This window comes from Streptomyces gelaticus (assembly GCF_014649535.1).
Lineage (GTDB): Bacteria > Actinomycetota > Actinomycetes > Streptomycetales > Streptomycetaceae > Streptomyces > Streptomyces gelaticus.
Map to the genome: position 1 here is coordinate 223822 of NZ_BMTF01000008.1, position 14809 is coordinate 238630.

The following is a 14809-nucleotide window of genomic DNA, read 5'->3' on the forward strand; positions in this document are numbered from 1 at the left end:
AGGCTTTTTTCAGCCCTCCGCCGCCAGGTGTGACGTTTTTCGGGCCCGCGGCGCAGTACTGAGTGAGCCGACTGGTCATCGGCAGCGCACAGAGCCGGGGTTCCCCCCGTACCTACGGCTCAGCGCACATGGCGCGGGCGGGACACGTTCCCCCGGTCCCGTCCGCGCCTCTTTCTCCTTCGGCCGGCCCGGATCCGCCGGACAGCCCTCAGCCGTAGACCACGACCTTGTCGCCGTTCTTCACCTGGGCGAAGAGCGAGGCGATCTTCCCCTCGTCCCGGACGTTGACGCAGCCGTGCGAGGCACCGCTGTAGCCGCGGGCCGCGAAGTCCGCGGAGTAGTGCACCGCCTGGCCGCCGCTGAAGAACATCGCGTACGGCATGGCCGTGTGATAGATCGTCGACACGTGGTGGCGGGACTTCCAGTGGACCGAGAAGGTGCCTTCGCGCGTCGGGGTGTACTGGGAGCCGAAGCGGACGTCCATCGATGACACGACGCGCCCGTCGATCATCCAGGCCAGCGTCCGGCTGTTCTTGCTGATGCACAGGACCCGGCCGGTCATGCAGCGCTTGTCCGGCTCGGCGACCGTCCGGGTGGTCGGCGGATTCAGCTCGGCGGCCGTCGGCTCGTGCGTCATGCCGAGCAGCTTCCGCCAGGTGAGGGTGTCCGCTTTCCCTGTGCGGGAGAGGCCGCGCTTGCCCTGGAAGGACTGGACCGCGGCGACGGTGACGGTGCCGTAGTAGCCGGTGGGGCTGCGGTCGAAGTGACCGATCTGCCGCAGCCGGGCCTGGAGTTCCCGCACCTGCTTGCCCTCGGATCCGCTCGCCATCAGAGTCCTGCCCTGCGGGTCCGGCTTCGGCGTGGGTGATGCGGTGGCCGTCGGCGACGACGCGGCGGGCGACGGTGCAGTGGGCGACGGCTGCCGGGGCGCGGGCTTGCCGTCGTCGGTGGCGGCGGCCCTCGGCGGTGCCGACGGGGCCGCCGGTGCGCCGTTGGTGGCCTGCGCCTTGCAGCCGGCCGTCGCGGCGGCGACGGTGAGCACGGTGAGCACCGCCGCGGCCCCCGCCCTGCCCCGTTTCGCGGTCCGGGCCGTGCCCCGTATCCCGGTCCGCGTCGTGCTCCTGTCGGTGCTGTCCATCATCTCGGCCCCCTGTGTGTCCGGTGTCCCCTTGGACGGATTCCCGCTCTGCCCGGTTGCCAAAGCCCGCGCATGATGGGGAGAGCGGAAACGAGGACGTGGGCAGGGGCTGTGAGCAAGGTCCCAGCCCCTGCCCCTCCAACGGTCTCGCGCCCGCCGCTACAGTCCGTCGCGGGAACCGTGGTTACCGGCAAGTAGCTTTACTGGGCAACTTCAGCGGGAGGCACAGCAGATGACGCGCGAGTCGGAGTCGGGACTGCCCATCGAACCGGTCTACGGACCGGACGCACTCGACGGCTGGAACCCGGGCGAGAAGCTGGGAGAGCCGGGCGCCTACCCCTTCACGCGCGGTGTCTACCCCACGATGTACACCGGCCGTCCGTGGACGATGCGCCAGTACGCGGGCTTCGGTACGGCCACGGAATCCAACGCCCGCTACCGGCAACTGATCGCCCACGGGACGACGGGCCTGTCCGTCGCCTTCGACCTGCCCACCCAGATGGGCCACGACTCCGACGCGCCGATCGCGTCCGGCGAGGTCGGCAAGGTCGGCGTCGCGATCGACTCGATCGACGACATGCGGGTCCTGTTCGACGGGATCCCGCTGGACAAGGTCTCCACGTCCATGACGATCAACGCCCCGGCGGCGCTGCTCCTGCTGCTCTACCAACTGGTCGGCGAGGAGCAGGGGGTCCCGGCGGAGAAGCTCACCGGCACCATCCAGAACGATGTCCTCAAGGAGTACATCGCGCGCGGCACGTACATCTTCCCGCCGGGTCCCTCGCTGCGGCTGATCGCCGACATCTTCAAGTACTGCCGGACCGAGATCCCGAGGTGGAACACCATCTCGATCTCCGGCTACCACATGGCCGAGGCCGGGGCCTCGCCCGCGCAGGAGATCGCGTTCACCCTCGCCGACGGCATCGAGTACGTCCGTACCGCCGTCGCGGCCGGCATGGACGTCGACGACTTCGCGCCCCGGCTCTCCTTCTTCTTCGTCGCCCGTACGACGATCCTCGAAGAGGTAGCCAAGTTCCGTGCGGCCCGCCGGATCTGGGCCCGGGTGATGAAGGAGGAGTTCGGCGCCGAGAACCCCAAGTCGCTGATGCTGCGCTTCCACACCCAGACCGCGGGCGTCCAGCTCACCGCCCAGCAGCCCGAGGTCAACCTGGTGCGCGTCGCCGTGCAGGGGCTGGCCGCGGTCCTCGGCGGCACGCAGTCGCTGCACACCAACTCCTTCGACGAGGCGATCGCCCTCCCCACCGACAAGTCCGCCCGGCTGGCCCTGCGCACCCAGCAGGTCCTGGCGTACGAGACGGACGTCACCGCGACGGTCGACCCGTTCGCCGGGTCGTACGTCGTCGAGAAGATGACCGACGACGTCGAAGCGGCCGTCCTGGAGCTGATGGCCAAGGTCGAGGACATGGGCGGCGCGGTCAGCGCGATCGAGCGCGGCTTCCAGAAGAGCGAGATCGAGCGCTCCGCGTACCGCATCGCCCTGGAGACCGACAGCGCGGAGCGCGTCGTGGTCGGCGTGAACCGCTTCCAGCTCGACGAGGAGGAGCCGTACGAGCCGCTGCGCGTCGACCCCGCGATCGAGGCCGAGCAGGCGGCCCGCCTGGCGAGGCTCCGCGCCGAACGCGACCAGGACGCGGTGGACACCGCACTGGCCCGGCTGCGGAAGGCGGCCGAGGGCACGGACAACGTCCTCTACCCGATGAAGGACGCGCTCAGGGCGCGGGCGACGGTGGGCGAGGTCTGCGACGCGCTGCGCGAGGTGTGGGGGAGGTACGTGCCGTCGGACGCGTTCTGAGGGGGCGGATACGCACGGGTGATCTCTCGCTGAATGTCCGCGACCGTGGATAAGCTCATGAACAGTGGTCCCCGAAAGGAGGATGCCGTGGCCGTAATACAGCACGAGGAGCAGGTGCACGTGCAGGAACAGCCGGAGCTGACGCTCGGCGAGGCAGCCGACCAGCTCGCACGCTCGCTGCCTGGGCATCGCGTGGAGATTCTCCAGGGGAGGCTCACTGTGACACCACCGGCGGACGGGACGCACGCTCTGGCGCTGTCCTGGCTCAGCGAGGAGTTCGGCGCCCGGGCCCGCAAGACAGGGCTCAGGCTCGTCCAGGGCGTCGGCCTGTGGCTGCCCACCGGCCCCGACGACTACGCGATTCCCGACCTGTCGGTCGTCGAGGCGGACTTCCGGGACCATCACGCCATGAAGAACTGCTATGCCACGCACGTCTTCCGCATGGTCGTGGAGGTGACCTCGACCAACTGGGCGGACGACCTCGGCCCCAAGGTCGAGGACTACGCCCAGGCGGGCATCCCGGTCTACGTCGTGGCCGACCGCAAGCACGACCAGGTGCTGCTCTGCACCGACCCCCGGGGCGGCGAGTACAAGAACAAGAAGCACCACAAGCGCGGGACCTCGTTCACCGTGCCGGACGTGGTCGGCGTCGAGATGGAGCTCTCCGTCGACCGCCTCCTCGGCGGCGACGAGGACTGACCCCGCCCCTTCCCGAAACCCCCTGGACGGAGTGCCGCACCTGCGTGCGACACTCCGTCTCATGCTGGGTGTCACCGATCTTCCGACCTATCTCGCCGGCCTGGTGCTGATCGTCCTGCTGCCGGGACCGAATTCGCTGTACGTGCTCTCTGTCGCCGCCCGGCGCGGAGTGCGGACCGGGTATGTGGCGGCGGCCGGGGTGTGGACCGGGGACACCGTCCTGATGACGCTGTCCGCGCTCGGGGCCTCGTCGCTGCTGAAGACGACGCCGGTGCTCTTCGCCGTCGTCAAGTTCGCTGGTGCGGGCTATCTGACCTGGCTGGCGATCGGCATGCTGCGGGCCGCGGTGGCCATGTGGCGCGAGCGGCACCGGCGGATGGCCGAGCTGACCGAGGAGGATGCCGGGCCCGCGGTCGCGGCGGCGATGGAGCGGCCGTACCGGCGGGCGCTGGTGGTCAGCCTCTTCAACCCGAAGGCGATCCTGTTCCTGATCTCGTTCTTCGTGCAGTTCGTCGATCCCGGCTACGCCTATCCGGCGCTCTCCTTCCTGGTGTTGGGCACCCTGCTGCAGATCGCCAGCTTCCTCTACCTGTCGATGCTGATATTCGGCGGCACCCGGCTGTCCGCCGCGTTCCGCCGCCGCAAGCGGCTGTCGGCGGGGGCCACTTCGGCGGCCGGGCTGCTCTTCCTCGGCTTCGCGGCCAAGCTCTCGCTCAGCAGCGTGTGACGCGGTGCGGGGTGCGCTGACGCGGGGAGCCGAAGTGCGCGGCACGGGGTGTGACTGACGCAGGGCTTCGTAGTGCGGTGCGGGCTGCGCCGACCCGTGCGCGTACCTGCGGGGTCGGTGCGCAGTTTCCGGTACCGACAGGGTGAGTTCATCCAGCGGCCGCTCAGGTTTCTTAGCGTGACGCGGAACCGATCACGCGCGCCGGGCATCCGCCCCTCGACGGAGCGGGGCTCCGTGCGCGCCCCGGTGACCGCACACCCGCACCCGCCCCTCCCCCCACGGGCACAGACGCTTGGAGCGCCATGAGAGAAGCCCGCACCCGTTGGCCACGGCAGCGTGACGCGGCCCCGCCCGGGAGTGCCGCTCCGCAGCTCGCCTCCGTCACCCCGACCGACGTGGACGTGTGCCTGCGGGCCTGTGCCGCACACAGCACCAAGCTGGTGGCGGGGCTCGACCGGCGGCGTACGGCACTCGCGGAGGCGCTGCGGCACCTGCTGGCCGTGCACGCCGCGACGCAGCCCGCGGGCCCGCCGGCCGCCGGGTCCTCGATCCCGCTGATACGGCGGGCGGGCAAGGCGGGCGCGGCCTCCACGGCGGCTCTCGCCGACGAGCTGCTCGACCCGCTGCTCGCGGTCGGCAACAAGGCGCTGGACTGCGGCTACGAGGACGAGCTGAAGCTCGCGGTGCTCATCGGGGACACCGTGCTGACCCAGCGCAAGGGCTCACGGGCCGGCTGGCGGCTGCGGGCCAGGACACTGGAGGCGATGGGCGCGGAGGCCGCGGCCATCGAGGCGTACGAGCGCTACCTCTCGTACACCGAGGACGACGGCTTCGGCGTCGCGGCCAAGGTCGTCGGGCTGCGGGCGGGCGCGCGGCTCCAGGACGAGCTGCTGCGCGGCCAGGAGCGCGACTGCCCCGCCGCCGCCGAGTACGCCGCCCGCCCCGTCACCGAGACCTGGGCCGAGGGCCTGGCCCTCCAGGCGCGGGGCGACTGGGGCCGGGCGCGGCCCCGGCTGGTCGGCGCCCTGCTCGCCCAGGAGCGTGCCGGGGCCCCGGTGACGGAGATCCAGGAAGCCACCTCGCAGTACCTCGCACTGGCCATGGAGGCGGCCGGAACGGACCCCGGCGCCGTGGCCGGGCTCACCGGGATCGTCGGCCTCTACGCCGAACAGCGCAGGAGCCGGATGCGCGGCCCGGTCGAGGACCCCACCTTCGGTGGCGTCGAGTGGACCACGGTCGGCGAGTTCCGCAACCGGATCGCCGGCAGGTCGATCTGCCTCATCGCCAACTCCCGGCGGGTCGGCGGCAGTTCGATGGGCACCGAGATCGACGGCTACGACCTGATCGTCCGCTTCAACTCGTACCGGATCGACCCGGCGGCGACCGGACGGCGCACCGACATCCACGCCACCATCCACAAGCACGGATTCAACTGGGACCAGAAGGTGCACACCCGGCTGGTCTTCGGCGGGATCTCCGGCGACTGGAAGCACTCCCTGCGCAACCGCCTCGTCCCCGGCGCCCAGCAGTACTTGGGCGACGAGTCGCTGCGCTGGCCGCTGCGCGACATCGGGCGCGTCGGCGCCGACGCCTGGCCGGCCATCCCCACCACCGGCTTCAACATGCTGTGGCTCCTGGACCACCTGGACGTCAGCAGCCGGATCGACCTCATCGGCTTCGACTTCTACGAGAGCGGCGCCTACCGCGTGCCCGGCGCGATGCGGATGCCCATCACCTCCGTGCACGAGTACACCAGTGAAAAGGCGTGGGTGATGGAACGCGCCCAGAGCGTCACCGACATGAGGATCCGACTGCGATGACGACGACCGCCACGACCCTGTCCGCCACCGGCCCGGACCTCCCTGTCTCACCCGCGCCCGCCAACCCGCTCACCGGCAAGCGCCGGGTCGCCTTCGCGAGCTTCGTCGACGAAAACTACCTGCCCGGCTTCCTCGCCCTGCTGCGCAGTCTGGCCCTGTCCAACCCGAACGTCTGCGAGGACTTCCTCGTCCTGCACGACGGGCTGCGCCCCGCCTCCGTCGCACAGATCCGGGCCCTGCACCCGCGCATCGACTTCCGCCGGGTCGACGCCGAGCACTACGACTCGTACGCCAAGGGCGACCAGGACAACTACCTGGTCCGCAAGGCCTACTTCATCCTCGACATCTTCCGGGTCCGCGACTACGACACCGTGATCACGCTCGACACCGACATGGTCGTCCTCGGCGATCTCGGTGAACTGCTGGCCCTGCGCGACGGACTGGCCGCCGTACCGCAGTTCTTCTACGGGCAGCACAAGCTCAACAGCGGGCTGCTGGTCATCCAGCGCGAGTATCTGAGCGACGCGTTCTGCGCGCGGCTCGACGAGGTCGGCCGGGCCGGCACGTACGAGCTCGACAAGCACGACCAGGGCATCCTCAACGCCGTGCTCGACGGCGACTTCGTCCAGCTCGACGCCCGCTACAACTTCGTCAAACGGCGGCTCTCGGGCGACCTCCCGGTCCCCGAATCCACTGCGATCCTGCACTTCACCGGACGGCACAAGCCCTGGCAGGGCGGTGAGGCCGGCTACCGCGAGGCGGAGGACCGCTGGCGCGAATTCGAGCTGTCCGACGCCGAGTTCCACTCCGCGTACGTGGAACTGCCCGGCGCCAAGCACCACGACCTGCTCGTCCACTACGGCACCCCGCACGTGCTGCGCACCGGCTCCCCGGAGGCCGCTCGCAAGGTCGCCGCCGCCCACATCGCGGCGGGCGAGTACCAGGAGGCGGCCGATCTGCTGGGCCGGGTCACGATCCCCGTCGACGAGTCCTGGCCGCACGAAGTGCTCGGCCACGCACTGATGAGCGTCTCCCGCTACGAGGAGGCCCGCGCCCGGCTGCTGCTCGCCACCGCCTCGCCCAACCGGGCCGCGACCGCCTTCGCCCGCCTCGCCCAGATCGCCTGGATCCACGGTGACGACGGCGCGGCGGCCGAGTACGCCCTGAAGGGCCTCGCGGTCGACCCCACCCACCGCGCCAGCCGGCTGATGCACCAGCGCACCGCGGATGCGGCCGCGCCCGTGGAGGGCCCCGCCTCCGGCCAACTGGCCCATGTCGCCTTCTACATGGAGCGCCAGGGCAACGCCGGCGACAAACTGCTGCCGGAGAGCGTACGGCTGGCCTTCGGCCGGGACACCGGACCGCGGCGCTGGCACTCGATCCACGCCCACCGGCTCTTCGACGAGGCCGCGCTGGAGCGGGTCAACGAGCGCCGGGGCCTGGTCATCGGCGGCGGCGGCCTCTTCATCCCGGACACCGCGCCCAACGGCAACAGCGGCTGGCAGTGGAACGTCCCGGACGAACTGCTCGACCGGATCGACGTACCCGTCATGGTGTACGCGGTCGGCTTCAACGCCTTCGACGGCCAGGCGTACGGGCACGGGCGCGACCGGTTCCTGTCCAGCCTGCGGAGGCTCGTCGAACGGGCCTCGTTCTTCGGGCTGCGCAACCACGGCTCCATCGAGAAGGTCCGCGAACTGCTGCCCGCCTCGCTCCACGACAAGGTGCGCTTCCAGCCCTGCCCGACCACGGTCACCCGGCAGCTGGTGGACGGCTGGACGGACCCGGAGCGGCGCGAGGACACCGTGCTGATCAATGCCGCGTACGACCGTGCCGGGCTCCGCTTCGGGCACGACTACGGGCATTTCCTGGGCGAGATGGCGACCGCGGTGCGGGAGCTCGGCAAGCGGGCCGAGGTCCGCTGCGTCGCCCACTCGCTGGACGACGAGCGGATCGCCTTCGACCTGCGGCGCGAGCACGGGATCGCGCTGCCGGTGATCCCGATGTACGACTTCGGCAACGACGAGATCCGGGACACCTACGCCCGCACCAAGCTGGTCATCGGGATGCGCGGGCACGCGGGGATGATCCCGTTCGGCTGCGGTACGCCGATCATCAGCCTGATCTCGCACCCGAAGATGGCGTACTTCCTGGCCGACATCGACCGTCCGGAGTGGGGGATCTCGGTCCACGACCGGCACCTCGGGGCCCGGCTCACCGAGCGGGCGGCCGGGCTGCTCGACGACCACGCGGCGACGGTCGCCGATGTGCACGGCCGGCAGTGGGAGCTCTGGAAGATCACCGAGGCCAACGCGGCGGACCTGAGGGTGATCCAGGGCGGTGTGCCCGCCTGACGGCCCCGGGAACGCGGCGGGGCGGGGCCGGGTTCGGTGCCCGGCCCCGCCCCGCCGCGTTCCCGGGGCCGCCGCCTACTGCCGCACCACCCGGCGCCGCACCGACCGCGCCACCCTGCGCACCACCGCGTTGCGCGGCAGGAACGCGAGCTGCGCCGGTACCGCCCCCGGCAGCGCCAGCGAGGTCAGCCGCTTGCGCTTGAAGTACCGCCGGGTGGTGGTGTCCAGGTGCGCGGCCAGATACCGCTCGGCGGCGGGCCGCAGCCCCGGGTAGATCCTCGGCTGCATCGCGAATCCGACCGCGGTGACCAGCCCGGTCAGGTCCGCCGGGTCCACCGGCCCGGCGCCCTGCGCCGTCCCCGCCCGCTCCACGGCCGCCCGGTCCGTCACCTCCGGCACCAGCGCGTCCACGAGCGTGACCGGGACGCGGTTGCTGTTCTCGTACGGGGCGAGCCGGTCCAGCAGCATCTCGGTGCCGACCCGGGCCACCGGCAGCCCGTAGAACGCCGAGGCGGTGAGCAGCGCCGTCGAGAAGCAGCCGACGACCAGCGCGGGCCGCATCCGCTGGTAGAGCATCTCGGCGAGGACCGGAGCGGTGAGCACCCCGTCGTCCAGCACCGTCAGCTCGGCGCCGAGCTTCCCCGCCTCCTCGCCCATCGCCCTCGACCACTGCGCCGGGGCCGTGGGATGCGGTTTGAAGACGATTTGGGTGTGACCGAGCGCGACCGCGCCGCGCATCATCCGCAGATGCAGCTCCTCCTCCTCGGCCGCGCTGATCAGCCCGAGCGCCGAGAGGTACTGGCCGAGCAGCAGCGCGGGCGCCTCCACGGCCGGAACGCCGTCCTGGGCCCCCGGCGCGTCCGCCAGCTCACCGAGCACCTTGAGGAACACCTCGGTCGGTACGAGCTGCGGAGCCACCCCGAACTCCGTGAGCAGCAGCGGCTTCAGCCCCGGCACCAGGTCGAGGTGGAGCAGCCGGCGCACCCGCGTACCGATCAGCGGGTCGATCTTGTTGCGGGTGGGGCCGTAACTCATCAGCCCGTCCGCGTACACATCGACCGGAGCGCCGGTGAAGATCTGTGCGACGGCCAGCGCGGGGTTGACCTGGATCGACTCGACCGCGAGCTCGATGTCGTCGTCGCCGAGTCCCCAGGCCAGGCGCAGATGGCGCTCCCACAGGGGGACGTCGTCGGGGCGCGGCGCCCAGCCGCCCGGGTGGAACGGGGCGATCGTGGTGTTCCACGACACCACGTCGTCGAACCGGCCGCGCAGCGCGTCGAAGCCGGGCATCGCGTCGAGGGAGGCCGTCGTCTCCGGCACGGCCGCGTTGTTCGAGACGAGCAGGATGCGGCGGTCCGCGTCCGGGAAGCAGCCCGCGTCGAGCGCGGCGGCGAGCGTGGCGGTGCCGTAGAGCGTGGAGGCGAGGAAGATCTGCGTGGTGCGGGAGCGGGCGGTGTTCACGCTGCCGTCACCTCCTTGGCGCCCGCGGCGGCCGGGCGGCGGCGCAGCCGGCGCAGCAGGGTGGCGCGCTGCACGTCCATCGAGTCCAGGGCGTCGTCGAGTACCTGCTGCGGCATGCGCCTGAGCGCGGCGGCACTCATGGACTTCAGTGTGCGGGCCACGGCGGGTTCGAACCTTTCGATCGAGCTCATGTGGTGAGAAATGATCGCGCAATAGGTACGGACCGCTTTCGGTAGCAGTACCTCTGCGTCACGGTCTTCCACGGTTTCCTGAATGACCTGGTCGAACGAGCGAATGAAATCGAGCTGGCGTACGTCGCCGATCTGTGTGAGGGAAGAGGCGACACCGCGCCGGTAGAAAATCCCCAGAAGCCCCAGCACCGCGAAAGAATCCGCCTCGCGATGCAGCCGCCAGATCCACGGACGGTCCTCCGCGGTACGCAGCCCGTCCGTGAAATGCAGCAGCCCGCGCTCCAGCAGCCGCCGGTGGTACAGCCCGGCCCAGGCGTACGGGTAGTCGACCGAGGTGGACCGCTCGGCGGGCAGGATCGCGTCCCGCGGATCGAGCACCTCGCCGCGCCTGCCGTGCGGCACCCGGTGCACCGTGCGGTTCCTGTGCTCGACCTGGACATGGTCGGTGCGGACGAAGTCGCAGCCCAACTCCTCGGTCCGGGACAGGAGTTCGGTGTAGAACCCGGGGGCGAGCCAGTCGTCGCCGTCCAGGAAGGCGAGGTACTCGCCGCGCGCGGCGTCCAGGCCGGTGTTCCGGGCGGTGGCCAGTCCGCCGTTCTGCTTGTGTCTGCGTACGACCACCCCCGGAATCTCGTCCTCGGCGCGGCGCAGTATGTCCGCGGTCCCGTCGGTCGAACAGTCGTCGACGAGGATGAATTCGAAGTCCTCGCGGGCATTGGCCCGCAGGCTTCTCAAGGTGTCGGGGGCGTATGTCTGCACGTTGTAGAACGGCACGATGACCGAGAGCTTAACCACCCGTCTCACGCTAGGCGCGAGCCCGTCATTTGCCTTGGCGCCGGGACGGACGGCGGGTGAACGGCGAATGTCGGAATGATGAACCGGGCTGAATCGTGGGCGATTGCGTCCCCTTTGTGAAGGCGATTCGCCAAGCGTCGGCGGGCTGTTAACCAGCTGTTGCCGTCACGTTGGGCCGCGAATCGAAATGCCTTCCTAAGTTCTTGGACGTGCCCCCACGTACCGAAAAGACGACCGCCCTCCGGGTAGCCGTGCTCGCCGACTCCGACACCCGGTGGAAATGGGGCGCGCTCACCGCGCGCCGCCTCACCGCCGGTGCGTCCGGGACGCCGGCGCGGCGCGTCGAGATCAGCGGACTGCTGCTGCGCGGCCGGGCCACCCCGACGCCGCGCCAGCTCGCCGAGGTCGGCGACGTCGGCATCGAGGCCGGCCGGGTGCGCGAGGTGACGGCCGTCGAATTCCTGCACGGTGTGCGGGACGAGGGGTACGACGTCGTCGTCCTCGCCCTCGTCGGCGGCGCCGTCCAGGCGATGCTGCACGGACTCGCCGCACTGCGGCTGCCCGCCCGGCCCGTCGTCGTCACCGGCTATGTCGGCGTCGTCTACGAGAAGCTCGCCGACGGGCTTCTGCTGCGGCACGGCGCCGACGTCGTCCTCGCCAACTCCCGCCACGACGCGGAGCGTTTCCGCGCGGTGTACGAGGGAGTGGGCGCCGACGCCTCGGCCGTCACCGAGGCCGCCCTGCCGTTCCTCGGCGGCGAACCGCACCGCCCGCAGGAGGGCCGCGACACCGTCGTCTTCGCCGCCCAGCCCTCCGTACCGGCCTCCCGCGACGACCGGATGTACCTGCTGCGCAGGCTCGTCGAGCACGCCAGGCTGCACCCGGAGCGCGAGGTGCTGCTGAAGCTGCGCTCCAAGCCCGGCGAGCACACCACGCACATCGAGGAACTCCCGTACCAGCGGCTCGCCGAGAAGCTGCCCGGCGGACTGCCACCCAACTTCCGCCTGGTGTACGGGCACATGGGCGAGGTCCTGGACCGCACCGACCTGCTGGTCACGGTCTCCTCGACCGCCGCGCTGGAGTCCCTGCACCGGCGCGTCCCGACCGCGGTCCTCACCGACCTCGGCGTCCGCGAGGCCCTCGGCAACCACCACTTCATCGGCTCCGGCCTGCTCACCTCCTGGGACCACCTGGACGGCGGCTTCCGCCCGGAACCCGACCCGCAGTGGCTGGCCGGCCAGGGCGTCGCCGCCGACGGCACGTACGCCACCGCCTACGATCACGCCCGCGCCCGGGTCGACGCCCTGCTCGCCGCCGCCCGGCTGCCCGACCTCGCGCCCTACTACACGCCTGCCGCCGCCCCCGGCTACCTCCCCGGCATCCTCGCCCGGCACCACCTCGCCCCCGACGGCCACCCGCTGCCGGGCGCCGAACGGCCCCGCGAGACCGGCGGCGTGCGCGGCGCGGTCCGCGAGGCGGTCCGGGAAGCGGCGCGCGGCGCCTACCGGCACGGCGTCCAGCGGGTCGCCCCGGTGATCCGACGGATGGGCGAGCTGTGAACACCACTTCAGGAGCAGAGATGACCCCGACCCCCATCGTGCTCGCCGTGATCCCCGCCCGCGGCGGATCCAAGGGCGTACCGGCCAAGAACCTCGCCAAGGTCGGCGGCGTACCGCTGATCGCCCGCGCGGTACGGGCCTGCCTGGCCTCCCGCGAGGTCACGGACGTCGTCGTGACGACCGACGAAGCGGCCATCGCGGATGAGGCCCAGACCGCCGCCGACACGCTGGGCGCCCCCGAGCGGCTGCACATCGTCCAGCGGCCCGCGGCCATCGCCGGGGACAAGTCGAGCAGCGAGGACGCGGTGCTGCACGCCCTGGACGCCTACGAGGCGATGCGCGAGCGGACCGCCGACGTGGTGCTGCTGGTCCAGTGCACCAGCCCCTTCGTGCTGCGGGAGGACATCGACGGCGTCGCCGCCGCGGTCGCCCGTGACGGCGCCGACACGGCGGTCACGGTCGCCCCCTTCCACGGCTTCCTCTGGCGCGACGGCAGCGCGATCGAGGAGGACAACTACGGCGTCAACCACGACAAGTCCGTCCGGCAGATGCGCCAGGACCGCCCCGAGGACCTTCTCGAAACGGGCACCGCGTACGCCATGAACGCCGCGGGCTTCCGTACCCACCGCCACCGCTTCTTCGGCCACACCGCCCTGGTGCGCACCGACGCCGCACGGGTCCTGGAGATCGACGACCCGCACGACCTGGCCCGCGCCCGCGCCCTCGCGCCGCTGCTCGACCCCTCGCCGCTGCCCACCCTCGACGACATCGACGCGGTCGTCCTCGACTTCGACGGCACGCAGACCGACGACCGGGTCCTCATCGACGCCGACGGACGCGAGATCGTCGCCGTCCACCGCGGCGACGGTCTGGGCATCGCCGCCCTGCGCAAGGCCGGACTGCCGCTGCTGATCCTCTCCAGCGAGCAGAACCCGGTCGTCGCCGCCCGCGCCCACAAGCTCCGCATCCCGGTCCTGCACGGCATCGACCGCAAGGACCGGGCGCTCAAGCAGTGGTGCGACGAACAGTCCATCGCTCCCGAACGTGTCCTCTACGTCGGCAACGACGTCAACGACCTGCCGTGCTTCGCACTCGCCGGCTGGCCCGTCGCCGTCGCGAGCGCCCACGACTCGGTACGGGCGGCCGCACGCGCCGTCACGACCACCCCCGGCGGGTCCGGCGCCATCCGCGAGATCGCGGCCTGGCTGCTCGGCCCCACCCTCACAGCCACGCGTCCCACTCAGTCCCCCAAGTGATCCCGGGTCCCCCAAACCCGCGAAGTCATCCGATCTAAGGAAACACACCTCATGAGCACCTCCCGTCTGCGCACCCTCGGCACCCGCACCGCCGGCCCCGGCCGGCCCGTGTACGTCACCGGCGAGATCGGCATCAACCACAACGGCGACCTCGACAACGCCCTCGCCCTGATCGACGTCGCCGCCGAAGCCGGCTGCGACGCCGTCAAGTTCCAGAAGCGCACCCCGGAGATCTGCACCCCGCGCGACCAGTGGGACATCGAGCGCGACACCCCCTGGGGCCGGATGACGTACATCGACTACCGCCACCGCGTCGAGTTCGGCGAGGACGAGTACCGGGCCATCTCCGAGCACTGCGCCAAGCGCGGCATCGACTGGTTCGCCTCCCCGTGGGACACCGAGGCCGTCGCCTTCCTGGAGAAGTTCGACGTCCCCGCCCACAAGGTCGCCTCGGCCTCGCTCACCGACGACGAGCTGCTGCGCGCCCTGCGCGCCACCGGCCGCACGGTCATCCTCTCCACCGGCATGTCGACCCCGCGCCAGATCCGCCACGCGGTCGAGGTCCTCGGCTCCGACAACATTCTTCTCTGCCACGCCACTTCGACGTACCCGGCCAAGGCCGAGGAGCTGAACCTCCGGGTCATCAACACCCTCCAGCAGGAGTACCCCAACGTCCCGATCGGCTACAGCGGCCACGAGACCGGCCTCCAGACGACCCTCGCCGCCGTCGCCCTCGGCGCCGCGTTCGTCGAGCGCCACATCACCCTCGACCGCGCCATGTGGGGCTCCGACCAGGCCGCCTCCGTCGAGCCGCAGGGCCTCACCCGCCTCGTCCGCGACATCCGCACCATCGAGGCCTCGCTCGGCGACGGCGTCAAGAAGGTGTACGAGTCCGAGCTCGGCCCGATGAAGAAGCTCCGCCGGGTCGCGGGCGTCGTCGCCGAGAGCACCGAGGCGGCCCCGGTCGCCGAGCCGGTCGCGGTCTGACGGGCCGAC

11 protein-coding genes are annotated in these 14809 nt (G+C 71.3%); 8 read left to right on the forward strand and 3 right to left on the reverse strand.

The window, feature by feature from the left end:
• Positions 1-208: 208 nt before the first annotated feature.
• Entirely contained in the window at positions 209-1138 is a 930-nt protein-coding gene (locus IE107_RS15040; protein ID WP_189544339.1) for a L,D-transpeptidase family protein, read from the reverse strand.
• Positions 1139-1370: 232 nt separating this feature from the next.
• On the opposite strand from IE107_RS15040, the gene IE107_RS15045 reads away from it, so the two are divergent.
• The 5 genes from IE107_RS15045 (at position 1371) to IE107_RS15065 (ending at position 8551) form a co-directional block, all read left to right on the forward strand.
• Complete coding sequence (locus tag IE107_RS15045; RefSeq protein WP_189544247.1) at positions 1371-2951, forward strand: acyl-CoA mutase large subunit family protein; 1581 nt, start codon at positions 1371-1373, stop codon at positions 2949-2951.
• An 87-nt stretch (positions 2952-3038) separates the two neighbouring features.
• On the forward strand, positions 3039-3650 hold the full coding sequence (locus IE107_RS15050) for a Uma2 family endonuclease (RefSeq protein WP_189544248.1): 612 nt from the start codon (positions 3039-3041) through the stop codon (positions 3648-3650).
• A 61-nt stretch (positions 3651-3711) separates the two neighbouring features.
• On the forward strand, positions 3712-4377 hold the full coding sequence (gene leuE, locus IE107_RS15055) for a leucine efflux protein LeuE (RefSeq protein ID WP_189544249.1): 666 nt from the start codon (positions 3712-3714) through the stop codon (positions 4375-4377).
• Positions 4378-4679: 302 nt separating this feature from the next.
• Positions 4680-6197: a hypothetical protein gene (locus IE107_RS15060; RefSeq protein ID WP_189544250.1), complete on the forward strand. Its 1518-nt coding sequence runs from the start codon at positions 4680-4682 to the stop codon at positions 6195-6197.
• Positions 6194-8551 carry a glycosyltransferase gene (locus IE107_RS15065; protein WP_189544251.1) on the forward strand — a complete coding sequence of 786 codons (2358 nt, stop codon included), beginning with the start codon at positions 6194-6196 and terminating at the stop codon, positions 8549-8551. Before IE107_RS15060 ends, IE107_RS15065 begins: the two co-directional genes overlap by 4 nt.
• Before the next feature lie 75 nt (positions 8552-8626).
• Here IE107_RS15065 and IE107_RS15070 read toward each other — a convergent pair whose 3' ends face one another.
• Positions 8627-10012, reverse strand: a complete 1386-nt coding sequence (locus tag IE107_RS15070; protein ID WP_189544252.1) for a polysialyltransferase family glycosyltransferase — start codon at positions 10010-10012, stop codon at positions 8627-8629.
• Entirely contained in the window at positions 10009-10998 is a 990-nt protein-coding gene (locus IE107_RS15075; protein WP_189544253.1) for a glycosyltransferase family 2 protein, read from the reverse strand. The genes IE107_RS15070 and IE107_RS15075 overlap by 4 nt, the downstream gene beginning before the upstream one ends.
• Positions 10999-11207: 209 nt before the next feature.
• Here IE107_RS15075 and IE107_RS15080 point away from each other — a divergent pair, with 209 nt between their 5' ends.
• The 3 genes from IE107_RS15080 to IE107_RS15090 are packed head-to-tail and all read left to right on the forward strand — an operon-like array spanning position 11208 to position 14800.
• Positions 11208-12557 carry a DUF6716 putative glycosyltransferase gene (locus tag IE107_RS15080; RefSeq protein WP_229866932.1) on the forward strand — a complete coding sequence of 450 codons (1350 nt, stop codon included), beginning with the start codon at positions 11208-11210 and terminating at the stop codon, positions 12555-12557.
• Between the two features lie 20 nt (positions 12558-12577).
• On the forward strand, positions 12578-13813 hold the full coding sequence (locus IE107_RS15085; protein ID WP_189544255.1) for an acylneuraminate cytidylyltransferase: 1236 nt from the start codon (positions 12578-12580) through the stop codon (positions 13811-13813).
• Positions 13814-13864: 51 nt separating this feature from the next.
• Complete coding sequence (locus IE107_RS15090; RefSeq protein WP_189544256.1) at positions 13865-14800, forward strand: N-acetylneuraminate synthase family protein; 936 nt, start codon at positions 13865-13867, stop codon at positions 14798-14800.
• The last annotated feature ends 9 nt before the right edge of the window (positions 14801-14809 follow it).